The organism is Pseudolabrys sp. FHR47 (assembly GCF_005153485.1).
Lineage (GTDB): Bacteria > Pseudomonadota > Alphaproteobacteria > Rhizobiales > Xanthobacteraceae > Pseudolabrys.
Window position 1 is genome coordinate 2,886,388 of the sequence record NZ_CP039740.1, and the last position, 25,158, is coordinate 2,911,545.

The following is a 25,158-nucleotide window of genomic DNA, read 5'->3' on the forward strand; positions in this document are numbered from 1 at the left end:
CAAGGTATTGATGCACTGACACATTCGCGCCGGTAGTATGGTTAATCGCGGCAAGGCCCGTCATGCGTCCAAGGCGATCGACAAGGCTCATTCAAGGCGCGCTCTGCGCCGGCCTTGTCGCGTCCGCGGCGGCGGTGCTCGTTGTTTATTCCGCCGATGACGCCGATGCGCAGGCGCGCATCTTCTATCGCGATCTCAACGGCCAGACTTTCGAGATGCGCGCCGACAGCGAAGGCGCGCAGGCCTTCGCCGCGCGCTACGAGAAAAGGCCTGCCGGCACCAACGCGCTGAGCGGCCTGCCGGACGCCGGTCATGCCGACATCAAGCAGGCGATGCGCAAGGATCTGCCGCCGCGGCCGCGCGGCAGCAACGCGCGCATCTGCGCCACGCAAACCGAGGAGTTGGCGCCCTACCGCATCAGTTCCTGCACCAGCATCATCGGCACCGGCAAATTGAAGGGCGAAGCGCTCGGCGTTGCCTACGCGCTGCGCGGCCTTGCCTATCTCGACCGCCATGACATCGCGCACGCCATCGGCGACTTCAACCGCGCCGTCGATCTCGCGCCCGACTTCGCCCCCGCCTACCAGAACCGCGGCAATGCTTGGTATGCGCGCGGCAATTTCGGCCAGGCCATCGCCGATTACGACAAGGCCATCGCGCTCGATCCGAGCTCCGCCTCGCCTTACATCAATCGCGCGGCGGTCAAGCGCGACCTCGGCTATAATGACGGCGCGCTTTCGGATTACGAGAAAGCCATCGCGCTGCGGCCCAATCACGCCAATGCCTATAGCGGCCGCGGCCAGCTTTATATGCGGCAGAACAATTACGCCCGCGCGCTCGACGACTTCAGCAATGCGGTCCGCCTCGAGCCCGACGCCGACAATCTGATGCTGCGCGCGCAGGCCCGCGAAGCGGCGGCCGACCTCGACGGCGCCATTCGCGACTATGAGGACAGCTTCCGCCGCAACCCGAAGAGCGTGACCGCGCTCACCGCCGAAGCCGCGGTGTGGCGCAAGAAGGGTGATCTTGCCCGCACCATCGCCGTGCTCGACCGCGCGCTGGCGCTCGATGACAACCAGTCGCTGGTCCTGCGCATGCGCGCCGAAGCCTGGCGCGACAAGGGTGACAGGAAGCGCGCCTATGCCGACATCGGCAAGGCCTTGAAAGAGCAATGGACTGTGAACGGTCTGCGCGTGCGCGGCAACCTCAAGCTCGACGACGGCGATGCCGACGGCGCGCTGAAGGATGCCGAGATGATGCTCAAGATCGAGCCGGACAACACCGACGCGGCGGCCATGCGCGGGCTGGCTTACGCGAAGAAGAAGGACTATGCGAAGGCCCTGCCCGATCTCGACAAGGCGGTCGCCGCCGACGCCAATAACGCACTGGCTTTCGCCGAGCGCGGCCGCATCCATGCGTCGAAAGCGAACAACGATCAGGCGCTCTCCGACTTCAACCGCGCCATCGAACTGAAGGTTTCCAATCCGGCGATCTACCGCGCCCGCGCCGAGATTCATCACAGCAAGGGCAATCGTGCCAAGGCGCTGGCCGATCTCGACCAGGCTATCGCGCTCGACGGCAAGCCGGCCGCGCCCTATCTCGAGCGTGCCGGCCTGCGCGCCGAGAACGGCGACGCCGCCGGCGCGCTCGCCGACTACGGCATCGTGATCGCGCGCGAGCCGGGCAACTTCCAGGCCTATTATGAGCGCGGCAATATCCATCTCGCCGCGCGCGACCGCGACCGCGCCATGGCCGATTTCAAGAAGGCGATTTCGCTGAACGGCAAGTTGTCGGGCGCGAAACAGGCGCTGGCCGCGCTCGAAGGCGATATCCGCCGCGAGCAGGAAACCGCCGCGCGCGAAGCCGAAGCCAGGAAGCGTGAGGCGGAGAATGCCAAACGCGCAGCGGAGAACGCAAAGCGCGAAGCGGCTGACGCCGCGCGGCGCGAGGCCGAACTGAAGAAGCCCGGCAAAGTCGCGGCTATCACGCCGCCGCCGAAGGATCCGCACGACGACGATGTCACCGCTTCGACGCCACCTCGCAAGCACAAAAGCGAGCACGCCGCGCCGGCGAAGAAACACCAAGTCAAGCGCGAGACCGCAAAAGAGCGCAAGCAGCGCGAAGCGCAGGAACGGAAAGAAGCGCGCAAGGAAGCTCAGAAGGAAGCTCAGCGCGCGGAGGCCGAGCGCGAACGCCGCCTGCGTTCCGCGCGCGTGGCCCGCGAGTCCGCGCCGCCGCCGCGCGCACTCACCGAACGCGAGCGGCGTGAGATGTATTTCCGGCAACTCGACGCAAGGAAGCGCGGCGCGAAGTTCACGGATATCTGGCGCTAAGACCTCTCCGCCGACAATCTACCTCCCGCCCCTGAATCCCGTCGCCAGCAAATAAAGCTCCGCCGAATCCGCGCGACTCGCCGGCGGCTTGATGTGCTGCACCTTGGCGAAGTCCTTCTTCAGGGTCGCCAGCAGCGCGCCTTCGAGCCCGCCCTGGATCACCTTGGCGAGGAACGTGCCGCCCGGCGCCAGCACCTCGCGGGCAAATTCCGCCGCCGCCTCGACTAGCGCCACGATTTTGATCTGATCGGTCTTGCGATGCCCCGTCGCATTCGCCGCCATGTCGGAGAGCACCACATCGGCCGGCCCGCCCAGCATCTCCTTCAAGAGGTCCGGCGCGCCGGGATCGAGAAAATCGAACACGCGGAAATCAACGCCGGTGATCGGCTCAATGTCGAGAAGATCGATACCGACCACCTTGCCCTGCGGCCCGACACGCTTGACCGCCACTTGCGACCAGCCGCCCGGCGCGGCGCCGAGATCGACCACGCGCGCGCCCTTCTTGAGGAAATGCGCCTTGTCGTCGATCTCCATCAGCTTGAAGGCGGCGCGCGAGCGCATGCCCTCGCGTTTGGCGCGCGCGACATACGGATCGTTGAGCTGGCGCTGCAGCCACATCGTCGATGAGTTGCTGCGCTTGCGGGCGGTCTTCACCCGCACTTTGAGGTCGCGCGCGCCGCTGCTCGATGGTTTCTTGGTCATGGCCCGCGTCTACCACGCTTTGCCGGCGCGATCACTGCGCCGCCTGCCCGCCCCAGACGCCGTCCTCGCGCATCATCTGCACCAGCATGCCCTCGCGCAGGCCGCGATCGGCGACGCGCAGACGCTGGCATGGGAAAGCGCGACGGATCGCTTCGAGAATGGCGCAGCCCGCCAGCACCAGGTCGGCGCGGTCGGCGCCGATGCACGGGCTCGCCACCCGCTCTTCATAGGTCATCGTCAGCAGCCGTTCGAGCACGGCGTCGATCTCGCCCGCCTCGAGCCAGCAGCCATCGACGCGGTGGCGGTCATAGCGCTTGAGGTCGAGATGCACGCCGGCGATCGTCGTCACCGTGCCGGATGTGCCGAGCATGTGCACGCCGCCGAGATCGGCGCCACCATGCTCGCGCGCGAAGGGCTCGATCAGCGCCGCGACCTCGGCGACCATCGCCTCATACGTATCGCGCGTCACATGAAGTCCGCCATGCCGCTCCGCCAAAGTCACCACGCCATGCGGCAGCGACACCCAGCCTTTGATACGCGGCGGCGGCGGCCCGCGCCCGTCGGCCGGCGAGCGGCCAAGCCGCACCAGTTCGGACGAGCCGCCGCCGATATCGAACAGCACCACGCCCTCGGCCTCGGGATCGATCAGCGGCGTGCAACTGGTGGCCGCCAGCTCCGCCTCGGTCTCGCGGTCGATCACTTCCAGTTCCAGCCCGAGCAGCTCAGCGACCCGGCCGCGGAACTCCAGCCCGTTGGCAGCGGCGCGGCAGGCTTCGGTCGCGACCAGCCTGGCGCGGGTGACGCCGCGGTTGCGCATCTTGTTGCGGCAGATTTCCAGAGCTTCGAGCGAGCGGCCGATCGCCGCCTCGCTCAGGCGCCCGGACGCCGAAATGCCCTCGCCGAGCCGGACGATGCGGGAAAAGGCGTCGATCACGCGGAAGCTGTCGCCGTTCGGGCGCGCGACCAGCAGTCGACAGTTATTGGTGCCGAGATCGAGCGCGGCATAAGTCGGGCCGCCACGATCGCTGCCGTTGACAGCCTCGCGTTCCCCTTCTCGGATTCCTGGCGACCGCCGACCCCACCGGGGCTGCCCCATCTCGGGGGACGCCCGGCCGATAGCGGGGTCGAGGCCTGGGTCATCCCCGGCCCCGCCGCTCATATCGTTCAACCTCTCAGCCGGCCTCTTGGCCGACTCTCAGCCGTTTCCCGCCCGCCTGACCCCTGCGGGGAACGGCGCTGTTTTCTACTGTCCATAAAAGTGTAACAGCGCCGGTGGGACACGCAACCCTCGGTCCCGAAAGCCATAGTTGTCGCGGGAGGCCCGGTAGACTATCTGAAAGTCGCAGCCCCGCCCCGGAATTCCAGCCCGAAAAGCGAGCCATGGACGACAGAACGACCGAGACCGCCCTTTCCAAGACCGACCTTGCCTTGACCAAGTTCGGCATCGGCCAGCCGGTCACCCGCAAGGAGGACCCGATCCTTGTCCAGGGCAAGGGCCGCTACAACGACGACATCAACCTGCCCAAGCAGGCCTTTGCCTGGATGGTGCGCTCGTCGGAACCGCACGGCATCATCCGCGGCATCGACATCGAAGCCGCCAAAGGCATGCCCGGCGTGCTCGCCGTGCTCACCGGCGAAGACCTCAAGGACTATAACGGCCTCAAGTGCTATCTGCCGATCAAGAGCCGCGACGGCTCGGGCATCAAGCATGTGCCGCGTCCGGCGCTGGCCACCGACAAGGTCCGCTTCGTCGGCGATCCGGTCGCCTGCGTCATCGCCGAGACCGTCGCGCAAGCGAAAGACGCCGCCGAAGCGGTGGCGCTCGACATCGAGCCCCTCCCCGCCGTCACCTCCGCGCGCGAAGCCGCCAAGCCCGGCGCGCCGCTGCTCTATGACGACATCCCGAACAACATCGCGCTCGACTACCAGCACGGCGATCCGGTGAAGGTCGGCGAAGCCCTGAAGAATTCGGCGCATGTCGTGCGCCTGCCGCTGATCAACCAGCGCCTGATGGTCGCCGCGATGGAGCCGCGCTCGGCGATCGGCGAGTACGACGGCAAGAACGATCACTGGACTCTTCATTCGTCGAGCCAGGGCGTCTTCGGCATGAAGAACCTGCTCAAGGACATCCTCAAGGCCCCGGCGGACAAGGTGCGCGTGCTGACCGGCAATGTCGGCGGCTCCTTCGGCATGAAGGCGACGCCCTATCCGGAACATGTTTGCATCCTGCACGGCTCGAAGATGTTAGGGCGCCCGGTGAAGTGGACCGACGACCGCTCGGGCTCCTTCGTATCCGATCATCAGGGCCGCGACTACGACATGAGCGTCGAGGTCGGCTTCGACAAGGAAGGCCACATCCAGGCGGTGCGGCTCACCGGCTACGGCAATCTCGGCGCCTGGTGCGCGAACTTCGGCCCCATGCTGCCGACGCTGAACGTCACCAAGAACATCATCAGCATGTACAAGACGCCGCTGCTCGAAGTCTCGACGCAGTGCGTCTACTCGAACACCACCATCGTCTCCGCCTATCGCGGCGCCGGCCGCCCCGAAGGCGCGCTGTCGATCGAGCGCTGCATGGATATCGCCGCGGTCGAACTCGGCATCGACCGCTTCGAACTGCGCCGCCGCAACTTCATCAAGCCGAAGGAAATGCCGTTCGCGACGCCGGCCGGCACCACTTATGACTGCGGCGACTTCCCCGGCCTGTTCAAGCAAGCGCTCGATGTCGCCGACGTCAAGGGCTTCAACGCCCGCAAGCGCGCTTCGAAGAAAGCCGGCAAGCTGCGCGGCCTTGGCGTCGCCTGCTATGTCGAAACCACCGCGGCGATGACTCAGGAAATGGGCGGCATCCGCTTCAATGCCGACGGCACCGTGACCATTGTCACCGGCACGCTCGATTATGGCCAGGGCCATGCTTCGGCTTTCGCGCAGGTGCTGAGCGCCAAGCTCGGCATTCCCTTCGACAAGATCAACCTCTTGCAGGGCGACAGCGACCAGCTCGTCACCGGCGGCGGCTCGGGCGGCTCGCGCTCGGCGATGCTGTCGGGCACCGCCGTGTCGGAAGCGTCCGACAAGGTGATCGAGAACGGCAAGCAGATCGCCGCGCATGTGCTGGAAGCGTCCGCCAGCGACATCGAATTCTCAACCGGCACATTCCGTGTCGCCGGCACCGACCATTCGATCGGCATCATGCAGCTCGCCGAGAAACTGCGCAGCGGCAGCGTGAAGCTGCCCGAGGGCGCGCCGACCACGCTCGACATCACCCACGTCACCGGACAAGTACCGGGCACCTATCCGAACGGCGTGCATGTCGTCGAGGTCGAGATCGAAGCCGACACCGGGCTGACCCGCGTGGTGAAGTACAACGCGGTCAACGATTTCGGCACCGTGCTCAACCCGCTGCTGGTCGAAGGCCAGGTGCAGGGCGGCATCGTGCAAGGTCTCGGCCAGGCGCTGCTCGAAGGCGTCGTCTATGACGACTCCGGCCAGCTCGTCACCGGCTCGTTCATGGACTACGCCATGCCGCGCGCGCACGACGCGCCGATGATCGCCGTCGAAAACCGCCCGGTGCCGACGAAGACCAACCCGCTCGGCTCCAAGGGCTGCGGCGAAGCCGGCACCTCGGGCGGCCTGCCCGCGGTGGCCAACGCCGTGATCGACGCGCTGTCCGAATTCGGCATCAAGCATCTCGAGATGCCGATGACCTCGTCGAAGATCTGGGAAGCCATCGAGAAGGCGAAGGCCGCAAAGCCCGCGGCGTAACCCCATTTCCAGCGGGCTCGTGTCAGCCGGCGAGCCCGAAATCCAGCGGCGATCTCGCTTTCCCCTCTCCCATAGGCGAGCGAACGCTCGCCGTTCGGCGAGCTATGGGGGAGAGGGTGGATCGCGCTGAGCGACAGCGAAGCGCGAGCCGGGAGAGGGGTGAATCCCGATCTCAAGCTCGCTGCACCCCTCTCCCGCCTTCGCTTCGCTCAGGCACCCTCTCCCCCAAGGGGAGAGGGTGAAGAGAGAATGCCGCACCGCCGATCAAAATAATATTCCTAGGACTATTGACTCTCCTACTTGCCTAGGCTTACATTCCGGCCATCCCGCCCCAACTGCGAGGGGTGTCTGTACAGCATCTTCAGATGCTGGGGCGGGGAGCGGTGGCCGGGTTGGGGCGTCGGAGATGCGGCGCAGTTTCCCCTCCCGGCGGTCCAAGCCGCATCGGTCCTGGCGCGCTAAACCGCGCGCAACGGGGAGTGTAACTGGGCGTGGGGTGACGGGAGGTTGCCTTACGTCCTGAAGAAATCCCACAGCGGTGGATAGGCTGCCCCGACGTAAGAAGGGCCCGCCTGAAAGGTCGTGAGTCCACCGGGGGCCATGCGGAGCAAACCTATAAACACCGCGCGCGGAACGCCAAAGGCTCGGCAATTCCGTGGTGACTACGCCTGTGTACTTCTTACTCACACGTACACAGGGCTGCGGGGTCGTTCGGGCCCCGGCGTTCCGCGCGCCCTCGTTTTATCGAGAGCGTGTAGCCCGGATGAGCGAAAGCGAAATCCGGGGAGTTGGAAATGCGGCCTGCCCGGGGCCGACCAAAGAATGCGGGCGATGAATCACGTCCCCCTATCTGCACACATAGCCACCCTGCCCGAATTACGCTGGATCGGCCGATGCCGCCGCGATAAGTCAGACTCAAAGCCGGGAAGAAACGCCGCATGACCGCACTGACGCAAGCGCCGCCGACGCTGAGCGCGCCCGCCTTGCCGCTGCCCCTGATCGGCGCGGTGTGCGCTGCGCATTTCGTGTCGCACTACTACATCATCATCCTGGCGCCGCTGTTGCCCTTCGTGCGCGCCGACTATGGCGTGAGCTACACCGAGATCGGCCTGGCGCTGACCGCCTTCAACGTCGTCTCCACGGTGCTGCAGACACCGGCCGGATTCCTCGTCGACCGCCTCGGCGCGCGCCTGCTGCTGGCCGCCGGGCTCATGATCGGCGGCGTTGCCTATCTGCTCGCCGGCCTGGTGCCGTCGTTCTGGTTCATGGTGGCGATGTTCGCGCTGTCCGGCGTCGGCAACACCGTCTATCACCCGGCCGATTACGCGCTGCTGTCGCGCTATGTGCCGGCCCAGCGCATCGGCCAGGCCTTTTCGGTGCACACCTTCGCCGGTATGCTCGGCGCGGCAGTGGCGCCGCCGACTTTGCTGCTGATGCAGAGCCTGTGGGGCTGGCGCGGCGCCTTCATCGGCGCCGGCATCATGGGATTCGTCGCCGCCGCCTTCGTGCTGATGGTGCGCGAACGGACTGCCGCGGCGCCCGCGGCGCCGAAACCGGACGCCGCGAGCGACAGCAAGCCGGCCAACTGGGACCTCTTGCTGTCGCCGCCGATCCTGCTCAATCTCGTGTTCTTCATCCTGCTCGCCGTCATGAACAGCGGCATGAGCAATTATTCGGTGGCGGCGCTCGGCGCGCTGTATGGAACGCCGGTGGCGATCGCCAATACGGCGCTCACCGCGATGCTCGTGCTCTCGGCCATCGGCGTGCTCGCCGGCGGCCTGGTGGTGACCCGCACGTCGCTGCATGCGACGGTCGCCGCGCTCGGCATCGCCGGTGCCGTGGTGTCGGCGGGGCTGATCGCCGCGATCGACCTTGGCACCTTCGCCCTGATCGCGGTGATGGCGGCATCCGGCTTCTCAACCGGCATCATCGCGCCATCGCGCGACATGATCGTGCGCGAAGCCACGCCCGAGGGCTCCTTCGGCAAGGTGTTCGGCTTCGTCACCACGGGCTTCAACCTCGGCGGCATCGTCGCGCCGATCATTTTCGGCGCGCTGATGGATGCCGGTCACCCCCGGCTGGTCTTCGTCGGGGTGGCGGTCGTCGCCCTGATGGCCGTCCTGGCCGTGATCACGCTGCCAAAGCGGCCGCGGCAGGCCGCGTAACCTCCTGACAACGCAGGCTTAAGGATTTTGCGTTTCGGCCCCTGTTTCCGCCTTGGGCGGGCTTGTCAAATCGGCCGAATTGTCCCATGTGAAGGCGCGGCGCGCGGGCTCCCTGCCCGTTGGGCGGCCCTCAAAAGGCCCCCGCCCGACCCTGCTGGGGAATGGTGTAACGGTAGCACAACAGACTCTGACTCTGTTTGTCTAGGTTCGAATCCTAGTTCCCCAGCCAGCTTTCTTCACAGCGCGATCCAAATAAAAAACGCCGGCTCGCGCCGGCGCTCTTTTCATTACTTACGGCAGATCGCTTAACGCGCCGGGCGCAGTTCGAGGCCCGAGACGCCGACCGCCAGGTTGAGGCCGGTCTGGCCTTGCACCGACACGGGCTGCAACGTCACGGTGCGGTTCGAACCGCCGACCAGAACGTTGGCGCCAGCGCCGACACCGACGGTGGCTTCCGCACTGGCGCCGCCGTAATTGCCGGCCAGCGCGCCGAACTTGCGATCGCTTGGTGCGAACACCGACCACACCATCTCGCCGCCGGAGGTGGCGCCGATGTCGAGGCCGAACTTGGTGATCGATCCGGTATAAACTTCACGCGGCGCGTTCGGCGCCGACGGCGTGAACAGGCAGGTCACCTGCTTCTTCGACGCGATGATCATGCCGATACCGCCCGATATATCGCAGGTCAGCGCGCCGACCTTGGTTCGGTCCTGCGCCTGCGAGCCTACCGGTGCAGCAACCGCGGCGGCGATTGCCAGAGCGGCAAGCGCGGTCAATGGCTTTCTCATATCCATCTCCTCAAATCGGGAAATCCTGACCTTTTAACGCGATTCCGGCGGGCTGGTTCCATTACGGTCCAGCGTCTTGATGACCTGGCTCGCCGGGATCTCCACCTGACACCGCAAACCGTCGGGATCGAAAATCATATCGATCTTGGCGTCGAGCGCGCGCGTCAGGTTGGTTTCGATCACCATCGTGCCGAATCCGCGCTTGCGCCGCGGCTTGACGCGCGGCCCCTGCGTCTCGCGCCAGAAGAATTCGACCGGCGCGTTCGGCGCATCGTCACGGCGCCATTCGATCGACACCTGCCCGTCCGGAATCGACAACGCACCGAAGCGCACGGCATTGGCGCTCAGTTCATGCAAAGCAAGGCCGAGATTCTGCGCCGCTTCCGGCTTGAGCGTGATGTCGGGGCCTTCAATCGATATCCGCTGCGCAACGCCATCCAGATACCCGGACAGCTGCGAGCGCACCAGTTCGTTGAGCGATGCGCCATACCAGCTCTCGCGGATCAGGAGATCGTGCGAAGCGGCGAGCGCCTGCAGCCGCGCCGCGAACTGGGTGAGAAAGGAGTCGATCGAGCCGGCATGGCGCGCGGTCTGCCGCGCCATGGCCTGGATCACCGCCAGCAGGTTCTTCGACCGGTGGGTGAGTTCGCGCAGAAGCAGGCGCAGATGCGCCTCGCCCTCCTTGCGCTCGGTGACGTCGACGGAGGCGCAGGTGATGCCGACGATATCGCCAGCATCGTTGCGAAGTGCCTCGATATGCAGGTCATACCAGCGTAGCGCACCACCCTCTTCCAGCGAAAACTCGAGGCGCTGCGACTGGCCCGTGGACACCGCCTCGCGCTTGATGGCGAGGACGGACTCGCGCACGCTTTCGGGCAGCACGTCTTCGTCGGCGCGGCCGAGAAGATCGGCGATCGAATGCCCGAGCATCGGCTGGCTGATCGACGTGTAACGCAGACTGCGATCCTGCGTGTAGACTACGACTTGCGAGCCGCGCAACGCGGTTTCATAGCGGGCAAAACGGGCCCGCAACAAATTGAGTTCAATGGCCTGCGCGTTAACCTGCGCTTCGAGCCGCCGGTTTTCTTCCTGGAGTTGGTTCAGCGGGAGGTTGCCCGGCAGGGCCTCCCCTGACGGCATGTCATTTGCCATCAGCACGTGTCCATTTCTGCGCCCCTGTCGCGCTATCAAAGCCGAAAACGTCGCGCGCGAGCCGCTTCAAGTGACAGCGGCTGGTCCCCCTGGTCCGGCCGCCGGTCAGTAGCTCAACTCGCCTTGCGCTCTTTTCGTTTCGCCTTGCGTGCAAAAAACAACGCCTGGCTGAGCACGGCCGATACGGTGGCGGGCTGGAATGGCTTGGCGATGAGAAATGCGGGTTCGGGACGCTCGCCGGTCAGGAAGCGTTCCGGATAAGCCGTGATGAAGATGACCGGTACTTCGAACGAGCGCAGCATCTCGTTAACCGCGTCGAGGCCGGAGGACCCGTCGGCGAGCTGGATATCGGCCAGGATAACGCCCGGCTGCTTGGCCCGCGCCAGGGTGACCGCTTCGGTGTGGGTGCGAGCAACGCCGAGCACTTTGTGGCCCAGCCCTTCGACCAGCGCCTCGAGATCGAGGGCAATGAAGGTCTCGTCCTCGATGATCAGCACATCGGTGGCAATTTCCGCCGCCATCTCCCGGCCCGACTGGTCGACCAGATCGCGCAGCTCCGGCACTTCAATATCAAGGACCTTGGCCGCCTCGTCTTCCGACAGGCCCTCGAGCGCGACGAGCAGGAAGGCCTGACGCGGCATCGGCGCGATCTGCGACAAATGACGTTCGGCCGGCTGATCGGCGGGCTCCAAAGCCGCCTCGGCGTTCATCCCGACCGAATTCCAGATCTTGGTGAAAAGACGGTACAGGCCGACCCGGGTCGACGACGCGGCGTCCAGAACGGAGGGGTCCTGGACCAAAGCCTCGAGCGTTGCCGCCACATAAGCGTCGCCCGACTGCTGGCTACCGGTCAAGGCGCGAGCATAGCGCCGCAGATACGGCAGGTGTTGCGCAACTATCTGAGATATAGACAAAAATCCCTCCCGAATCGGTCTGGCCCGAGAGCCCGGGCGGACCTTGGTCCGCCTGCGGCTCGAATAACGTACGCCGCGAAAACGTCAGCGCCGCAAAAAAGTTCCACGAAGGATGGAACCAATTTTCTCCAAGCGGGTTTTCCGACCCAGACGACGGGGGAGAGCCTGGGCCGCAGGTCCAGGGAATTCGGGGTTCTACGAGAATGACGAACGACGACCGAGACAAAGCCGCAGGACAACCAAAGCCAATGGAAACCGGGGCTGCCCGCGCCAGAAAAAACGATGCCAAGCCGGCCAAGCTAGGGCGGGAGGTTCAAGCCCGCCTCGGCCAACAGCTGCGCTCCATGTACGACGAAGTGGTCAGTCAGGGTGTGCCCGACCGCTTCGCTGACCTGCTGAGCCAGCTCGACAACAAAGACAACAAGGACAGGCAGTAGTGCCCATGGACGACGCGGTCCGACAACAGATCCTTGATGCCGTTCCCAGCCTTCGCGCCTTCGCGATCTCGCTGTGTGGCAACGTGGATCGTGCCGACGATCTGGTGCAGGAAACGATGGTGCGGGCGATTGCCAACATCGACTCGTTCCAGCCGGGCACCAATATGCCGGCGTGGCTGTTCACGATCCTTCGCAACCATTTCCGGTCGGAGTATCGCAAACGCCGCCGCGAGGTGGAGGATGCCGACGGGCACTATGCGGACACGCTGAAATCGCAGCCCGAGCAGCAGGGCCATATCGAGTTCGGCGAATTCCGAGAGGCTTTGTCGCAGTTGCCGACCGACCAGCGCGAAGCGCTTATCCTGGTTGGCGCGTCGGGTTTCTCCTACGAGGAAGCCGCCCAGATCTGCGGATGCGCGATCGGCACCATCAAGTCGCGCGTCAACCGCGCCCGCAATCGCCTGGCTGAGTTGCTCCATGTGCGCGACGGCGACGATTTCGGTCCGGACGAACAGACCCGCGCCGTGCTGGCGAGCGGCGAGTAGCCATGCCGCCTCATCGTTAATTCGATGTAATAGAAAAAGCCCGCGTGGAGTAACCACGCGGGCTTTTCTCTTCAAGGATACGCCGACGCCTTACGGCACCGTCGGCGAGCGTCCCCGCACCAGGTGCACGACCGCCGAAATGGCGAACAGCACCAGGGCGACGAAGAAGACGATCTTGGCGGCTTCGACCGCGACGCCCGCGATACCGCCGAAACCGAGAATGGCCGCGATCAACGCGACGATCAGAAAGGTCAGCGCCCAACCGAACATGAGCAGTCTCCTCTGTTGACCAGTTAGATGCCGATTCAAACTCGATCTCGGGATGAATGTTCCGGCGGAAGGCGCTAGACTGGAACCCGTCGTCACGTCAGCGAATTCAGCCTACTGTGCAAGGAGTATCGCTATGGCGCCGCGTCCGAACTGGAAGGGCTTTCTCAAACTGTCGCTGGTATCCTGCGCCGTGGCGCTCTACCCCGCGACCTCCACGAGCCAGCGCATCCGCTTCAACATCATCAATCGCGAAACCGGGAACCGCATCCGCAACGAAGTGGTCGATGCCGAGACCGGCGATCCGGTCGCGCCGGAAGATCGCATGAAGGGCTACGAGATCGAGAAAGGGCAATACGTCCTGCTCGACGAGGACGAACTCGACAACGTCGCGCTCGAGAGCACGCACACCATCGAGATCGACGAATTCGTGCCGATGACGGATGTCGATCGCATCTATCTCGACGAATCCTATTATCTGGTGCCACAAGACGACGTCGCCCAGGAAGCTTTCGCAGTGATCCGCGAGGCCATGCGCAAGGAAGACCTCGCCGGCCTCGCCCGCGTCGTCGTCTACCGCCGCGAACGCCTGCTGCTGCTCCGTCCGCGTGGCAAGGGGCTGTTGGCTACGACCTTGCGGTACAAGAATGAGGTGCGAGACGAGGCGGATTATTTCGACGACATCGAGGACACCAAGGTGCCGGCCGACATGCTCAAGCTGGCGACCCACATTCTCGAGACCAAGAAAGGCAAATTCGACCCGTCGAAATTCGAGGATCGCTATGAGACTGCGCTGATGGACCTCATCAAGGCCAAGCGCGCCGGCAAGAAGCCGATCGCCGTTTCGGAGCCCAAGCCGAGCAACGTCATCAACCTGATGGACGCGCTGCGCCGCAGCGCGCAAGCCGAGCGTCGCAAGCCCGCTCCCACCTCATCGTCCCGCCGCAAGACGACGACGCGGGCCAAACGCACGAGCGCCAAGCGCAAGGTGCGCAAGGCGAGCTAGACCGGACGTAACCGATGGCGGGGCTGAAGACCTATCACGGCAAGCGCCGCTTCGGCGTCACCGCCGAGCCGAAGGGCAAGGTGGCACGCAAACGCGGCCACGCTTTCGTCATCCAGAAGCACGCCGCGCGGCGGCTGCATTACGACCTGCGCCTCGAACTCGACGGCGTCATGAAAAGCTGGGCGGTGACGCGGGGTCCCAGCCTGGTGCCGAGCGAGAAGCGGCTCGCGGTCGAAGTCGAGGATCATCCGATCGAGTACAACACCTTCGAGGGCACCATCCCGAAGGGTGAGTATGGCGGCGGCACCGTGATGGTTTGGGACCGCGGCACATGGGCCCCGCATGACGATCCGCATAAGGGCCTCAAGAAGGGCCACCTCGCCTTCGACCTCAACGGCGGCAAACTTCACGGCGCTTGGCATCTTGTGCGCCTGCACAAGCGTCCCGGCGAAAAGCGCAACAACTGGCTGCTGATCAAATCGGACGACGACGCGGCGCGCGGCGTGCGCGACAAGGACATCCTCGAGGAAGCCGATTTCTCCATCAAGACCGGGCGCACGATGGAGGAAATCACCGCCGGCGAGCGGGCGAGTGCCAAAGAAAAAACCAAGATGAAGAAGGTGCTGACCTCGACCAAGAAGAAGATGTCGGCGCTGAAGACCAAAACGACAAAGAAGACGACGCGAAAGAAGGCGGCGTCGGCGCAACTCGTGCAGAAGCACGACACGATCACCGACCGCAGGCCCAGGCTCAAAGGCGCAAAACGCGCCGCCCTGCCCGGCTTCGTCGAGCCGTGCCTCGCCACGCTGGCCGACAAGGCGCCGGACAGCGCCAACTGGATCCATGAAATCAAATTCGACGGCTACCGGTTGCAGGCGCGGCTCGGCCGCGGCAAGGCCAAGCTGCTGACCCGCAAGGGTCTCGACTGGACGCACAAGTTCAAGGGCATCGCCGACGCCGTTGGCGAACTCGATGCCGACAGCGCGCTGATCGATGGTGAACTCGTCGTCGAAGGCGACGACGGCGTCACCAGCTTCTCGCTGCTGCAAGAGGAACTCAAGTCCGGCCGGCAGGACAGGCTCATCTATTACGTCTTCGACCTTCTCTATCTCGACGGCCAGGACCTGCGGCGCCTGCCGCTTTCCGAGCGCAAGGAGGCCCTTGCGCAGTTGATCAAGAGCGCGCCGAAGAACACGCCGCTGCGCTTCAGCGAATCCATCGCCGAGCGCGGCGCCGTCCTGCTCAAGCATGCCTGCCAGCTTGGCCTTGAAGGCATCATCTCCAAGCTTGCCGACGCGCCCTATCGCTCCGGCCGCGGCCGCGACTGGATCAAAACCAAGTGCTCAAGCCGGCAGGAACTGGTGATCGCTGGCTTTGTGCCCTCGACGGCCGACGCTCATGCCGTCGGCGCGCTGGTGCTCGGCTTCCATGACAAGGGCAAGCTCGTCTATGCCGGCCGCACCGGCACCGGCTTCACCCATCAGACCGCGCGCGAGCTCTACAGGAAGCTGAAGGCGCTCAAACGTGAGCGCACGCCTTTCGCCGCCGTGCCGACGGAAGAGCGCGGCGTCCGCGCACCGATCTGGGTGGAACCGAAGCTGGTCGCCGAAGTCGACTTCCACGGTTGGACCCACGGCGACCGCATCCGCCAAGCCTCGTATCAGGGGTTGCGCGAAGACAAGGCCGCGGCCGATGTCGTGCGTGAGGACAAGCCAATGGAGAGCGTGGCGGCGAGAAGCAGAACCACCGCGCGCAAGCGCAGCGCGCCGGTGGCCAGGGCCGCTGCAAAAAAGACCTCACCCAAGAAAGCAACCAATGCCACGATCGGCGCCGTGACTCTGTCGCATCCCGACCGCGTCTATTGGGAAGATGCCGGCGTCACCAAGCAGGACCTCGCCCAGTATTATAAAGATGTGTGGAAGTGGATGGCGCCGCACGTCGCCGGCCGGCCGATCTCGCTGCTGCGATGCCCCGAGGGCGCCAGCGGCCAATGCTTCTTCCAGAAGCACGCCGCCGCCGGCATCACCACCGAACATCTGCATCTCGTCCCGGAAAAAGGCGACAAGATCATCTCCGTCGATAGTCTCGACGGCCTGCTGTCGTTGGTGCAGGCCGGCGTACTTGAGGTGCATACGCGCGGCACCACGATCGATGATCGCGAGAACGCCGACCGCCTCGTCTTCGATCTCGACCCCGGTCCCGGCACCGGCTGGAAAGACGTCGTCGCCGCGGCTCGCGACGTGCATGACCGCCTCGAGGACATCGGCCTCAAGACTTATCTCAAGACCTCCGGCGGCAAGGGCCTGCATGTGGTGCTGCCGATCGCGCCGACGCCGTGGGCCAAGGCCAAGGATTTCACCCAGGCGCTGGCCCAGGCCATGGCCGCTGACAATCCGGACCGTTATGTCGCCACCGCGACCAAGAGCAAACGCAAGAACCGCATTTTCATCGACTATCTGCGCAACAGCCGTGAGGCGACGGCCGTCGCGCCCTATTCCACCCGCGCCCGGCCCGGCGCCGCCGTGTCGGCGCCGATTACCTGGACGGAACTTGGCGGCCTCAAGAGCGCCGACCAATATACGGTGCTCAACATCCGCTCCCGCCTGAAACGGCTGCGCAAGGACCCGTGGGCCGGCATTGGCCGCATCCGACAGAAGTTACCTAACGCCTGACCGATCCGCGTGGCCGGGAACTGCGACACCGGGTCGCGCGTTCATGGAACTCTCATTGCGGACCGGGCAGTCATGGCCGATAGAAAACTTACCAAATGCGAAGCCGCCGCCATCGCGTCGGTCGATAAACATGGCGTCAACCGCCGCAGCCACCCGCTATCACAGGCTTTCGCGGCGTTTGCGCAAAAGACCGCCTCTTATACGGGCCATCCTGCCGCGTTCCTGCTCGCCACCGCCACGATCGTGATCTGGATCGTGAGCGGGCCGTTGTTCGGCTTCAGCGACACCTGGCAGCTCGTCATCAACACAGGCACGACCATCGTTACCTTCCTGATGGTATTCCTGATCCAGAACACCCAGAACCGCGACATGCTATCGATGCAGCTCAAGCTGTCCGAACTGGTGCTGGCCATGAAGGGCGCCGAGAACAGATTCGCCGCCATCGAGGATCTCAGCGATGAGGAATTGCAGCAGCTGCACGAAGACTGCCGCGCCCGCGCCGAGATGACGGCGGAACAACTCGCCAGCCGTGCCCGGCCGGCACCGACGAATGGATTCGGGAACCAGCCGCGGCAGAACGCCACCGCGGAATAACTGCGTCCCACGCCCGAGCGCGCGTTCGTTTTTTCGTCACAACTTTTCTCTATCGGTCGGAAGGATTCGAATTCGGGGACCACACCATGAGAACCTGGCTGGCGATCGCGGCCGTAACGGCGTTGAGCGCAGGCGAGCCCGGCGCTGCCTTCGCTCAAGGGCCCAAAGCGCAAGGCGCTACCAAGGAATTCTCCGGGATGGCTTCGCATTACGGCAAGGGCTATTCCGGTAAGACCGCTTCCGGCGTTCGCTACGATCCCACCAAATTTACAGCCGCGCACCGCACCTTGCCTTTCGGCACCAAGGTCCTGGTGGTCGACAAGGTGTCGAAACGCAGCGTCACCGTGGTCGTCAACGACCGCGGGCCCTTCATCAAGGGCCGCGTCATCGATCTCTCCTACGCCGCTGCGCAGGCCCTGAAGATGGAGAATCGTGGCCTGATCAAGGTCACGGCCGCGGTCCAGTAGAGCGGCTGTAACGCCCTCGTCGATGTGCTATCCGGATTCGTTCTTTCATCCGGACAGCCGAGGATCGACATGCCCGCCAAGCGCCCGCCATCAAAGCGCAAAGCCACCACAAGGAAGACGCTCAAAAAGGCGATCAAGCGCCCCGCGCCGCGGCTCGTCACGCCTTCCGAAGCCGAGATGAACGAGGCGCAGCGCACATTGCTGCAGGCAATCCGCTCCGGTCCGCGTGGCGCGTCCATCATGCCGCAGGGGCCCTTCGCGGTGTGGCTGCATGCGCCGGAATACGGACAACTGGCGCAGGCGCTTGGCGGCTTCTGCCGCTATCAGTCGAGCGTGCCGCCGCGGCTGTCCGAATTCGCCATCCTGTGCACGGCCCGGCTGTGGCGCGCCCAATTCGAATGGTACGCCCATGTGAACGTCGCCGCGAAGGAAGGCGTCAAAGCGAAAACCATCGCCGACCTGCGCGCTGGCCGCGTGCCGAAAACGGCCGCCAAGGATGAGCGCGCGATCTACGACTTCATCCAGGAGATGTACAAGGCCAAGCGCGTGAGCGAGCGCACCTACCAGCGCGTACTCGCCGTGCTCGGCGAGAAAGGTGTCGTCGAACTGGTCGGCATCCTCGGCTACTACTCTTCCGTGTCGATGACGCTCAATGTCTTCGCCATGCTGCCGCCGGAGGGCGAGGCTCTGGCTTTCAGCGAACCGCGCTGATTGACGACCTGTTGCCGTAGCGACTGACCACAAAGCAGGCAGATGCAGCTGCATTTTTCGGCAGGTGACTGCCGCAGACCTTTCGTTTGTATACAAAATACCACGGCCCGCATAGTGGCACATCGTTTGCTCTTTCCTTCGCGCCAACCACGAAGGGAGTGAGGATGATGCGACGTCGTGATTTCTCGAAACTGCTGCTGGCCGGTGCCGCCGGAACCGTCGCGGCGCCAGCCGTCGTTCGCGCCCAGGCGACCTTCAACTGGAAGATGACCAGCTTCTACGGGCCGAACGCGGCCTTCTACTCAACCGGCCCAGGCAGCGCCAAGGACCTGTGTAAGCGCATCGAGGAGATGTCCGGCGGCCGCCTGAAGATACAGTTCTACGGCGCGGGCGAACTGATCCCGGCCGCCGAAGGCTTCGACGCCGTGTCGTCCGGCACGGTCGAGATGAATTACGCCAACTCCTATTTCTGGACCGGCAAGAGCTTTGCCGCCCAGTACTTCACCGCCGTGCCGTTCGGCCTCAACTTCCAGGGCTTCAACGGCTGGTACTACGATGGCGGCGGCAAGGAGCTGTGGCGCGAGGTCTACAGCAAGTTCAATCTCGTGCCTTTTGCCTGCGGCAATACCGGCGTGCAGATGACCGGCTGGTTCCGCAAACCGATCGAGAAGGTCGAGGACCTCAAGGGCATCAAGATGCGCATCCCGGGCCTCGCGGGACGCGTCTACAAGGAGCTTGGAGTCGATGCGCGTCTGATCGCGCCGGGCGAAATCTTCCCGAACCTCGAGCGCGGCGTCATCGATGCCGCCGAATTCGTCGGCCCTTATCTCGACCGTCAGCTCGGCCTGCAGAAGGTCGCGAAATACTACTACACCACCGGCTGGCACGAGATGGCGACCACCTCCGAGCTCGCCATCAACAAGGCCAAGTGGGACAGTCTGCCCGCCGACCTCAAGGCCATTGTCGAGAACGCCTGCGCGGCCTGCAACGTCATCAGCGAAGCCTGGTGCCAGAAGAATAACGCCGAAGCTTACGAAGACCTCGTGAAGAACCAGGGCGTCATCGCCGGCCCCCTGCCCGACGACGTCGTCAAGGCGCTGCGCGCGGCGACCACGAAGATCCTCGCCGAAGCCGTCGAGAAAGACCCGGTCACCAAGAAAGTTCATGAATCCTACTTCGCCTACAAGGCCAAGTACGACGAATGGGCCGACAAGAGCGAGACCGTCTACCACACGAAGATTCGCAAGGCCTCCTGATGACGGCGGAGCGACTGGCCCGCGCGATCGACATCATCGTCGATCGCGTCGGCCGCGCGACGTCCTGGCTGGCGCTGGGGCTCGCGCTCATCATGGGCACGAACGTGCTGCTGCGCTACGGTTTCTCGATCGGCTCGATCTGGATGCAGGAGCTCGAGTGGCACATCATGGTGCCGATCTGCGTATTCGGCATGAGCTACGCGCTGCTGCACGGCGAGCACGTCCGGGTGGACGTCCTCTTTCAATATTTCAGCGGCAAGACCAAGCATCTGGTCGACGTGATCACCGCCGTTCTCGGCATGCTCTTGTGCGCGCTCGTGATCAAGCTGTGCATTCCCTACGTCTACCAGTCCTGGAGCATCAATGAGGGCACGGCCAATCCCGGCGGCATCGACTACCGCTATATCGTCAAGGGCCTGATCCCCCTCGGCTTCGCCCTGTATTTCCTGCAGTCGCTCTCGGAAGCGATCAAAAGCTATATCGCCTACCGGAGAGCATGATGTCGCTGGAAGTCCTTGCTGTCCTGATGCTGGTGTCGTTCTTCGTTCTGTTGATGGCCGGCATTCCCGTTGCCATGACGCTGGCCATTTCCGGCTTCGTCTTCGGCTATCTCGGCTTCGGCATGACGCTGTTCAACCTGTTGCCGCACCGTCTGTTCGGCGTGGTGACGAACTCGACGCTGGTCGCCATCCCGCTGTTCGTCTTCATGGGCATGATGCTGGAGAAATCCAGGCTCGCCGAAGACCTCATGGACGTGATCGGCCATCTCGCCGGCTCGCTGCGCGGCGGTCTTGGCATCGGTATCGTCGTGGTCGGCATCCTGATGGGCGCGACGACCGGCATCGTCGGCGCAACGGTTGTCACACTCGGCCTTCTGACCTTGCCCGGCATGCTGCGCCGTGGCTATGACAAAGGTCTCGCCAGCGGCGTGATCTGCGCTTCAGGAACGCTTGGCCAGATCATCCCGCCGAGCCTGATCCTCATCCTGCTCGCCGACATTCTCAATCAGTCGGTCGGCACCTTGTTCGCCGCCGCGATGATTCCCGGCCTGATGCTGGCTGGAATTTACTGCGCCTATATCCTCATTCTAGGCATCGTCAGGCCGGAGAAGGTGCCGGCGATTCCGGCGGAAGAACGCGCCCTGCTCTCGCGCGGCGCGCTGGCGGCCAAGCTGTTCAAGGTCGTGGCTCCGCCGGTCGGCCTCGTTGCCGCCGTGCTCGGCTCGATCATCGCCGGCGTCGCCGCGCCGTCCGAAGCCGCTTCGATGGGCGCACTGGGCGCGATCCTCATTACCGCCCTGACGGGGCGACTCTCGTGGAAGGTGCTGCGCGAGACCGGTCAGGCAACGGTAAAGACCACCGCCATGATGATGTTCATCCTCATGTGCGCGCAGATTTTCGCGCTGTCCTTCCGCGGCCTGAGAGGCGAAGACCTGGTCCATGATCTCTTTGCGTTTCTGCCGGGCGGCATCAATGCGGACATCTGGTTCCTGATGTTCATCATCTTCGTGCTCGGCTTCTTCATCGAATGGATCGAGATTTCCTACATCGCCGTGCCGCTGTTCCTGCCGGTCTTCACCGCAGCCAATGTCGATATGGTGTGGCTCGCCACGTTGATTTGCGTGAACCTGCAGACCTCGTTCCTGACGCCGCCATTCGGCTGGGCGCTGTTCTTTCTGCGCGGCGTGGCGCCGCCGGAGGTCACGACCGGCGATATCTATCGCGGCGTCATCCCGTTCGTCGGCATGCAAATCCTGGCATTGGCGTTGGTCTTCGCCTTCCCCGGCCTTTCGACCTGGCTGCCGAAGGCCATCGGCTGGTAGCCGACGGCCTTCGCGCAAGTCTTTCGACGTTTCGCGTCGGTCAATGCTTCATGTTCGTGCTGCCGTGGCCGGAAGAGCCATTGCTCGCAGGGCCGACCTCCGCAAAGCTCTCGATCTTGTATTCGATATCGACCTTGCCGGCCTTCTCGAACTGCAGCGTACTCTTGAAGGTTTCCCCCTGCTTGAGCTGCTGCTTCAAGCCCATGAACATCACGTGATAGCCGCCGGGTCTCAGCATCACGGTCTCGCCCGGCTTGATCACGAGACCGTCTTTCAGCATGCGCATTCTCATGACGCCGCCGTCCATGCTCATCTCATGAATTTCGAAAGAGGACGAGATGCCGGTCGAGCCACCGACCAGACGATCCGGCGCGGAGCCGGTATTGGTGATGCTCATGTAGCCGCCGCCGACCTGCGCGCCCTTGGGCGTCGCGCGCGCCCAAGGTTGTGAGATCTTGAGTGAGCCGGCTGTGTAGTCGGCGGCAAGCGTCGGTGATACGAGCGTGACCGCAAGCGCGGCGGCGCAGATGAAACGAAACATCGAATAGCTCCTGAAGTTGCAGGGCGCGCGCACAGCGCGTCGAGACCTGCGAATTGAAGTTGAATGGCAAGGCGATCCGGTATCACGCGGCCGGGGGCGCGCGCGGATTATGCGGGCTTCGCGCCTGTGCCAGCGTGGCCGAGCCGAAGACAAGGGTCGGCGTCACCGTCCACAGCGGATTGCGATCTACGGCATGCGTGAACGAAGGCGCCGCCAACGCCGAACTGGCGCAGCATTGCGTGCCGCAACCCGCTGCGCAGGCGCAGCCGGTGTTCGTCTTGAGCGGATCGGCTGGGACGGCAGCGCTCGCCGCTGCTTGCGAACAGAGCGGCCCGGACAACGGATCGGCCGCCGCTAATGTCAGCGGCAGCAGCACAAGCTGCAGCGCCACGACATAGGCTGCCGCCACGGCCAGCAAACGCCGAAGATGTGAGGTCCCGCGCATTGCGCGCATATTATGATTCCGGCTGCGAAGCGTCCATCGCCGCGTCCCATCGAAACCCGTCAGCAGGCATGATAGGCTGAGCATTGTCATGCCGAACGACGATACCCCTGCCCCGGAACAGGGTGCGCAAATACTCAATTTCAGCCGGCGGCCCGGTACGCCCGTGCCGCCACGGCCAACCGGTGACCGGACGACCGACGTCGTCGAGGACCTGACCAAGTATACGCGCGACGAAACCTCGGACGATTACCGCCATCGCATGGCGGTCAACGCCGTCGCCTTTGCTTTTGTCGTGGTCCTGGGCCTGGTCGGTTACTGGCTGGCCGACACCATGGCCACCATGCGCAAGAACCAGGATTGCGTGCTGACCGGCCGGCGCGACTGCACCCCAGTCGAGGTTCCAACCCGGGAACGCTTTTAATCCTCGGAAATCCTCTCGTTATCCCCGCCAAGGCCTTGGTAATTCGAGGTTATGGGCAGCCCCCGGCATTGAACTTGGGGTGCGGCTTCGCTATACGGGCTCGCGACCCTAACAGGCCGGTTCTGACAGTTTTTGCGCCCCGCACCGGGCTGCCGCAATAATGTCAATAAAATCAGAGAGTTAAGATGTCATCCACTTTCGAGACGATTGCTAATATTATCGCCGAGACCTGCGATATTCCGCGCGATTCCATCACGCCCGAAAGTCATGCCATTAACGATCTGGGCATCGACAGCCTGGATTTCCTCGATATCGCCTTCGCCATCGACAAGGCGTTTGGCATCAAGCTGCCGCTCGAGCAGTGGACCCAGGAGGTCTCCGACGGCAAGGCGACCACCGATCAGTATTTCGTCCTCAAGAACCTGGCCGCTCGCATCGACGAGCTCGTGGCCGCCAAAGGGGCCTGACGCCTAACGCTATGCGCCTCGAGTATTTTCAGCTGATCGACCGCATCGTCGACCTTGATCTCGCCGAGCGGCGCATCAGCTGCGAGGCCACGGTGCCGTCCGCCAGCACTGTTTTCGAGGGCCATTTCCCCGGTTTTCCGCTGATGCCGGGCGTCCTGCTCATCGAAGCCATGGCGCAGACCTCCGGCTGGCTGATCTCGGCGATGAACCGCTTCGAACGCATGCCCTTTTTGGCTTCCGTCAAGGAAGCCAAGATGCGCACCTTCGTCCTGCCCGGCTACGTGCTCAACATCGAATCCAAGCTCGTGCACGAGGGCTCCGGCTATGCCGTGCTCGACGCCAAGGTGAAGAACAACGGCAAGCAGGTTTGCGACGCCACCATCACCCTGCGCGTGATGGAGTTCCCCAACAAGGAGCTCGCCTGCGAAATGCTCAAACTGGCCGCCCGCGTCGGCCTCACGCCGGAGGCGGCACTCAATGCATGAGGCGAAGCGCGAAGCCTGGATCACGGGTGTCGGCATCGTCTCCACGCTCGGCGAAGGCGTTGACGCGCACTGGCAGAAGTTGTCGGCGGGTCAACCATCCGCCGACGCGACCACCTTCGCGCCGTTCGTCGTACATCCGCTGGCGCCAGTGAACTTCGACGCGCAGATCCCGAAGAAGGGCGATCAGCGCCAGATGGAAAACTGGCAGCGCATCGGCACTTACGCCGCCGGCCTCGCGCTCGACTCCGCCGGTGTCAAAGGCAACACCGAAATCCTCTCGCAGATGGACATGATCGTCGCGGCCGGCGGCGGTGAGCGCGATCTCAAGGTCGATGCAACGATCCTGAACGGCTACACGCAAGCGGCCAATCCTGCGGCGTTTCTCAATGAGCGCCTGATGGGCGATCTCCGCCCCACCCTCTTCCTGGCGCAGCTATCCAATCTTCTCGCCGGCAATATTTCGATTGTGCATGGCGTCACCGGCTCGTCGCGGACGTTCATGGGCGAGGAAGCCGCCGGCGTCGATGCGGTACGCATCGCTCTCTCGCGCATTGCCGCGGGCCAGAGTGACATCGCCCTCGTCGGTGGCGCCCACAACGGCGAACGCCCCGACATGCTCATGCTCTATGAATTCGCCGGAGAATGCCTGAAGGATAAGCTCGTTCCTGTTTGGGAGCGCGGCGACATTAACGGGTCTTTGGGCGGCTTCGCGCTCGGCTCGCTGGGCGCTTTCCTGGTAATTGAATCGCGTGAGCACGCCGAAAAGCGCGGCGCCAAGCCGCTGGCGCGTCTGTCCTCGGTGGTCGCCGACCGCGCCTCGCGCCAGCCTGGCACCATCACCCAGACACTGGGTAAGCTTTGGGACAAGATCAAGGACAAGGTCAAAGGCGGCCATGCTGCCGTCCTGTCGGGCGCGACCGGCGCCGCCCAGGCGACCGCCGAAGAACGCGCCTTCCTCGAGCAGCATGGTGAGCTTGCCGTGCGCGCTACCGGCACCTATCTCGGTCATGGGATGGAGCCGCAATTCGCGATGAATGTGGCCCTGGCGACTGTGGCGCTCGCTCATGGTAGCCTTTACCCGCCGAGCGATCCGACCGGACTGGAGAAGCCGATGAGCGGCCCTCTGGATCAGGTCGTGGTGACCGGCGTCGGCCATTGGCGCGGCGAAGGCATGGCGCTGGTCGAACGCGTCGGCTGAGGGAGAGC

25 protein-coding genes and 1 tRNA gene are annotated in these 25,158 nt (G+C 64.2%); 18 read left to right on the forward strand and 8 right to left on the reverse strand.

Going from position 1 to position 25,158, the window contains the following annotated elements; genetic code table 11:
* The first annotated feature begins 62 nt into the window (after nucleotides 1–62).
* A complete protein-coding gene (locus tag E8Q40_RS14195) occupies nucleotides 63–2,333 on the forward strand; it encodes a tetratricopeptide repeat protein (protein ID WP_137045165.1) in 2,271 nt (756 codons plus the stop codon).
* Nucleotides 2,334–2,351: 18 nt separating this feature from the next.
* Here E8Q40_RS14195 and E8Q40_RS14200 read toward each other — a convergent pair whose 3' ends face one another.
* Both E8Q40_RS14200 and E8Q40_RS14205 read right to left on the reverse strand, forming a co-directional pair.
* Nucleotides 2,352–3,035, reverse strand: a complete 684-nt coding sequence (locus E8Q40_RS14200; protein ID WP_137045166.1) for an RlmE family RNA methyltransferase — start codon at nucleotides 3,033–3,035, stop codon at nucleotides 2,352–2,354.
* A 31-nt stretch (nucleotides 3,036–3,066) separates the two neighbouring features.
* Nucleotides 3,067–4,131 (reverse strand): Ppx/GppA phosphatase family protein, encoded by a 1,065-nt coding sequence (locus E8Q40_RS14205; protein ID WP_137045167.1) that lies wholly within the window; start codon nucleotides 4,129–4,131, stop codon nucleotides 3,067–3,069.
* Nucleotides 4,132–4,415: 284 nt separating this feature from the next.
* Here E8Q40_RS14205 and E8Q40_RS14210 point away from each other — a divergent pair, with 284 nt between their 5' ends.
* The 3 genes from E8Q40_RS14210 to E8Q40_RS14220 all read left to right on the forward strand — a co-directional run bounded on the left by E8Q40_RS14210 (nucleotide 4,416) and on the right by E8Q40_RS14220 (nucleotide 9,191).
* Nucleotides 4,416–6,797: a xanthine dehydrogenase family protein molybdopterin-binding subunit gene (locus E8Q40_RS14210; RefSeq protein ID WP_137045168.1), complete on the forward strand. Its 2,382-nt coding sequence runs from the start codon at nucleotides 4,416–4,418 to the stop codon at nucleotides 6,795–6,797.
* Between the two features lie 938 nt (nucleotides 6,798–7,735).
* On the forward strand, nucleotides 7,736–8,962 hold the full coding sequence (locus tag E8Q40_RS14215; RefSeq protein WP_137045169.1) for an MFS transporter: 1,227 nt from the start codon (nucleotides 7,736–7,738) through the stop codon (nucleotides 8,960–8,962).
* A 155-nt stretch (nucleotides 8,963–9,117) separates the two neighbouring features.
* Nucleotides 9,118–9,191, forward strand: a tRNA-Gln gene (locus E8Q40_RS14220).
* Between the two features lie 76 nt (nucleotides 9,192–9,267).
* On the opposite strand, the gene E8Q40_RS14225 is transcribed toward E8Q40_RS14220, so the two are convergent.
* The 3 genes from E8Q40_RS14225 to E8Q40_RS14235 form a co-directional block, all read right to left on the reverse strand.
* Complete coding sequence (locus tag E8Q40_RS14225) at nucleotides 9,268–9,750, reverse strand: DUF992 domain-containing protein (protein ID WP_370455190.1); 483 nt, start codon at nucleotides 9,748–9,750, stop codon at nucleotides 9,268–9,270.
* Between the two features lie 33 nt (nucleotides 9,751–9,783).
* Nucleotides 9,784–10,902 carry an HWE histidine kinase domain-containing protein gene (locus E8Q40_RS14230; RefSeq protein WP_137045171.1) on the reverse strand — a complete coding sequence of 373 codons (1,119 nt, stop codon included), beginning with the start codon at nucleotides 10,900–10,902 and terminating at the stop codon, nucleotides 9,784–9,786.
* 113 nt (nucleotides 10,903–11,015) lie between these two features.
* Nucleotides 11,016–11,816, reverse strand: coding sequence for a response regulator (locus tag E8Q40_RS14235; RefSeq protein WP_137045172.1), 801 nt, complete (start codon nucleotides 11,814–11,816; stop codon nucleotides 11,016–11,018).
* A gap of 248 nt (nucleotides 11,817–12,064) precedes the next feature.
* Here E8Q40_RS14235 and E8Q40_RS14240 point away from each other — a divergent pair, with 248 nt between their 5' ends.
* Both E8Q40_RS14240 and E8Q40_RS14245 read left to right on the forward strand, forming a co-directional pair.
* On the forward strand, nucleotides 12,065–12,253 hold the full coding sequence (locus tag E8Q40_RS14240) for a NepR family anti-sigma factor (protein WP_137046732.1): 189 nt from the start codon (nucleotides 12,065–12,067) through the stop codon (nucleotides 12,251–12,253).
* A gap of 5 nt (nucleotides 12,254–12,258) precedes the next feature.
* On the forward strand, nucleotides 12,259–12,798 hold the full coding sequence (locus tag E8Q40_RS14245; RefSeq protein ID WP_370455191.1) for a sigma-70 family RNA polymerase sigma factor: 540 nt from the start codon (nucleotides 12,259–12,261) through the stop codon (nucleotides 12,796–12,798).
* A gap of 90 nt (nucleotides 12,799–12,888) precedes the next feature.
* On the opposite strand, the gene E8Q40_RS14250 is transcribed toward E8Q40_RS14245, so the two are convergent.
* Complete coding sequence (locus E8Q40_RS14250) at nucleotides 12,889–13,068, reverse strand: DUF1328 domain-containing protein (protein WP_137045174.1); 180 nt, start codon at nucleotides 13,066–13,068, stop codon at nucleotides 12,889–12,891.
* 133 nt (nucleotides 13,069–13,201) lie between these two features.
* Between E8Q40_RS14250 and E8Q40_RS14255 the strand changes: the two genes are divergently transcribed.
* From E8Q40_RS14255 to E8Q40_RS14290, 8 genes are all read left to right on the forward strand, one after another.
* On the forward strand, nucleotides 13,202–14,071 hold the full coding sequence (locus E8Q40_RS14255; RefSeq protein ID WP_137045175.1) for a Ku protein: 870 nt from the start codon (nucleotides 13,202–13,204) through the stop codon (nucleotides 14,069–14,071).
* 14 nt (nucleotides 14,072–14,085) lie between these two features.
* The gene (gene ligD, locus E8Q40_RS14260; protein WP_137045176.1) at nucleotides 14,086–16,743 is read left to right on the forward strand and encodes a DNA ligase D; all 2,658 of its coding nucleotides are present in this window, start codon (nucleotides 14,086–14,088) and stop codon (nucleotides 16,741–16,743) included.
* Between the two features lie 72 nt (nucleotides 16,744–16,815).
* On the forward strand, nucleotides 16,816–17,337 hold the full coding sequence (locus tag E8Q40_RS14265) for a low affinity iron permease family protein (protein ID WP_137045177.1): 522 nt from the start codon (nucleotides 16,816–16,818) through the stop codon (nucleotides 17,335–17,337).
* 86 nt (nucleotides 17,338–17,423) lie between these two features.
* On the forward strand, nucleotides 17,424–17,804 hold the full coding sequence (locus E8Q40_RS14270) for a septal ring lytic transglycosylase RlpA family protein (RefSeq protein ID WP_137045178.1): 381 nt from the start codon (nucleotides 17,424–17,426) through the stop codon (nucleotides 17,802–17,804).
* A 69-nt stretch (nucleotides 17,805–17,873) separates the two neighbouring features.
* Nucleotides 17,874–18,515, forward strand: coding sequence for a carboxymuconolactone decarboxylase family protein (locus E8Q40_RS14275; RefSeq protein WP_205995524.1), 642 nt, complete (start codon nucleotides 17,874–17,876; stop codon nucleotides 18,513–18,515).
* Between the two features lie 164 nt (nucleotides 18,516–18,679).
* A complete protein-coding gene (locus E8Q40_RS14280; RefSeq protein WP_246662846.1) occupies nucleotides 18,680–19,771 on the forward strand; it encodes a TRAP transporter substrate-binding protein in 1,092 nt (363 codons plus the stop codon).
* On the forward strand, nucleotides 19,771–20,271 hold the full coding sequence (locus E8Q40_RS14285; protein ID WP_246662847.1) for a TRAP transporter small permease subunit: 501 nt from the start codon (nucleotides 19,771–19,773) through the stop codon (nucleotides 20,269–20,271). Before E8Q40_RS14280 ends, E8Q40_RS14285 begins: the two co-directional genes overlap by 1 nt.
* Complete coding sequence (locus E8Q40_RS14290) at nucleotides 20,271–21,593, forward strand: TRAP transporter large permease subunit (RefSeq protein ID WP_137045179.1); 1,323 nt, start codon at nucleotides 20,271–20,273, stop codon at nucleotides 21,591–21,593. Before E8Q40_RS14285 ends, E8Q40_RS14290 begins: the two co-directional genes overlap by 1 nt.
* Before the next feature lie 40 nt (nucleotides 21,594–21,633).
* Here the strand turns inward: E8Q40_RS14290 and E8Q40_RS14295 are convergent, their stop codons facing one another.
* Both E8Q40_RS14295 and E8Q40_RS14300 read right to left on the reverse strand, forming a co-directional pair.
* Nucleotides 21,634–22,134: a copper chaperone PCu(A)C gene (locus E8Q40_RS14295; protein ID WP_137045180.1), complete on the reverse strand. Its 501-nt coding sequence runs from the start codon at nucleotides 22,132–22,134 to the stop codon at nucleotides 21,634–21,636.
* An 82-nt stretch (nucleotides 22,135–22,216) separates the two neighbouring features.
* The gene (locus tag E8Q40_RS14300; RefSeq protein WP_137045181.1) at nucleotides 22,217–22,579 is read right to left on the reverse strand and encodes a hypothetical protein; all 363 of its coding nucleotides are present in this window, start codon (nucleotides 22,577–22,579) and stop codon (nucleotides 22,217–22,219) included.
* 88 nt (nucleotides 22,580–22,667) lie between these two features.
* Here E8Q40_RS14300 and E8Q40_RS14305 point away from each other — a divergent pair, with 88 nt between their 5' ends.
* From E8Q40_RS14305 to E8Q40_RS14320, 4 genes are all read left to right on the forward strand, one after another.
* Nucleotides 22,668–23,000 (forward strand): hypothetical protein, encoded by a 333-nt coding sequence (locus tag E8Q40_RS14305; RefSeq protein ID WP_137045182.1) that lies wholly within the window; start codon nucleotides 22,668–22,670, stop codon nucleotides 22,998–23,000.
* A 185-nt stretch (nucleotides 23,001–23,185) separates the two neighbouring features.
* Nucleotides 23,186–23,467, forward strand: a complete 282-nt coding sequence (locus E8Q40_RS14310; RefSeq protein WP_056912728.1) for an acyl carrier protein — start codon at nucleotides 23,186–23,188, stop codon at nucleotides 23,465–23,467.
* Between the two features lie 11 nt (nucleotides 23,468–23,478).
* Complete coding sequence (locus tag E8Q40_RS14315) at nucleotides 23,479–23,952, forward strand: 3-hydroxyacyl-ACP dehydratase FabZ family protein (RefSeq protein WP_137045183.1); 474 nt, start codon at nucleotides 23,479–23,481, stop codon at nucleotides 23,950–23,952.
* Nucleotides 23,945–25,150, forward strand: coding sequence for a beta-ketoacyl-ACP synthase (locus E8Q40_RS14320; RefSeq protein ID WP_137045184.1), 1,206 nt, complete (start codon nucleotides 23,945–23,947; stop codon nucleotides 25,148–25,150). The genes E8Q40_RS14315 and E8Q40_RS14320 overlap by 8 nt, the downstream gene beginning before the upstream one ends.
* The last annotated feature ends 8 nt before the right edge of the window (nucleotides 25,151–25,158 follow it).

Coding starts and splice junctions, on each gene's coding strand:
- E8Q40_RS14250 (WP_137045174.1), bottom strand. CDS start 13,068: ATGTTCGGTTGGGCGCTGACCTTTCTGATCGTCGCGTTGATCGCGGCC.
- E8Q40_RS14215 (WP_137045169.1), top strand. CDS start 7,736: ATGACCGCACTGACGCAAGCGCCGCCGACGCTGAGCGCGCCCGCCTTG.
- E8Q40_RS14230 (WP_137045171.1), bottom strand. CDS start 10,902: ATGGCAAATGACATGCCGTCAGGGGAGGCCCTGCCGGGCAACCTCCCG.
- E8Q40_RS14210 (WP_137045168.1), top strand. CDS start 4,416: ATGGACGACAGAACGACCGAGACCGCCCTTTCCAAGACCGACCTTGCC.
- E8Q40_RS14200 (WP_137045166.1), bottom strand. CDS start 3,035: ATGACCAAGAAACCATCGAGCAGCGGCGCGCGCGACCTCAAAGTGCGG.
- E8Q40_RS14275 (WP_205995524.1), top strand. CDS start 17,874: ATGCCCGCCAAGCGCCCGCCATCAAAGCGCAAAGCCACCACAAGGAAG.
- E8Q40_RS14310 (WP_056912728.1), top strand. CDS start 23,186: ATGTCATCCACTTTCGAGACGATTGCTAATATTATCGCCGAGACCTGC.
- E8Q40_RS14205 (WP_137045167.1), bottom strand. CDS start 4,131: ATGGGGCAGCCCCGGTGGGGTCGGCGGTCGCCAGGAATCCGAGAAGGG.
- E8Q40_RS14195 (WP_137045165.1), top strand. CDS start 63: ATGCGTCCAAGGCGATCGACAAGGCTCATTCAAGGCGCGCTCTGCGCC.
- E8Q40_RS14270 (WP_137045178.1), top strand. CDS start 17,424: ATGAGAACCTGGCTGGCGATCGCGGCCGTAACGGCGTTGAGCGCAGGC.
- E8Q40_RS14265 (WP_137045177.1), top strand. CDS start 16,816: ATGGCCGATAGAAAACTTACCAAATGCGAAGCCGCCGCCATCGCGTCG.
- E8Q40_RS14280 (WP_246662846.1), top strand. CDS start 18,680: ATGATGCGACGTCGTGATTTCTCGAAACTGCTGCTGGCCGGTGCCGCC.
- E8Q40_RS14285 (WP_246662847.1), top strand. CDS start 19,771: ATGACGGCGGAGCGACTGGCCCGCGCGATCGACATCATCGTCGATCGC.
- E8Q40_RS14305 (WP_137045182.1), top strand. CDS start 22,668: ATGCCGAACGACGATACCCCTGCCCCGGAACAGGGTGCGCAAATACTC.
- E8Q40_RS14255 (WP_137045175.1), top strand. CDS start 13,202: ATGGCGCCGCGTCCGAACTGGAAGGGCTTTCTCAAACTGTCGCTGGTA.
- E8Q40_RS14245 (WP_370455191.1), top strand. CDS start 12,259: ATGGACGACGCGGTCCGACAACAGATCCTTGATGCCGTTCCCAGCCTT.
- E8Q40_RS14320 (WP_137045184.1), top strand. CDS start 23,945: ATGCATGAGGCGAAGCGCGAAGCCTGGATCACGGGTGTCGGCATCGTC.
- E8Q40_RS14240 (WP_137046732.1), top strand. CDS start 12,065: ATGGAAACCGGGGCTGCCCGCGCCAGAAAAAACGATGCCAAGCCGGCC.
- E8Q40_RS14295 (WP_137045180.1), bottom strand. CDS start 22,134: ATGTTTCGTTTCATCTGCGCCGCCGCGCTTGCGGTCACGCTCGTATCA.
- E8Q40_RS14315 (WP_137045183.1), top strand. CDS start 23,479: ATGCGCCTCGAGTATTTTCAGCTGATCGACCGCATCGTCGACCTTGAT.
- ligD (WP_137045176.1), top strand. CDS start 14,086: ATGGCGGGGCTGAAGACCTATCACGGCAAGCGCCGCTTCGGCGTCACC.
- E8Q40_RS14225 (WP_370455190.1), bottom strand. CDS start 9,750: ATGAGAAAGCCATTGACCGCGCTTGCCGCTCTGGCAATCGCCGCCGCG.
- E8Q40_RS14290 (WP_137045179.1), top strand. CDS start 20,271: ATGTCGCTGGAAGTCCTTGCTGTCCTGATGCTGGTGTCGTTCTTCGTT.
- E8Q40_RS14300 (WP_137045181.1), bottom strand. CDS start 22,579: ATGCGCGGGACCTCACATCTTCGGCGTTTGCTGGCCGTGGCGGCAGCC.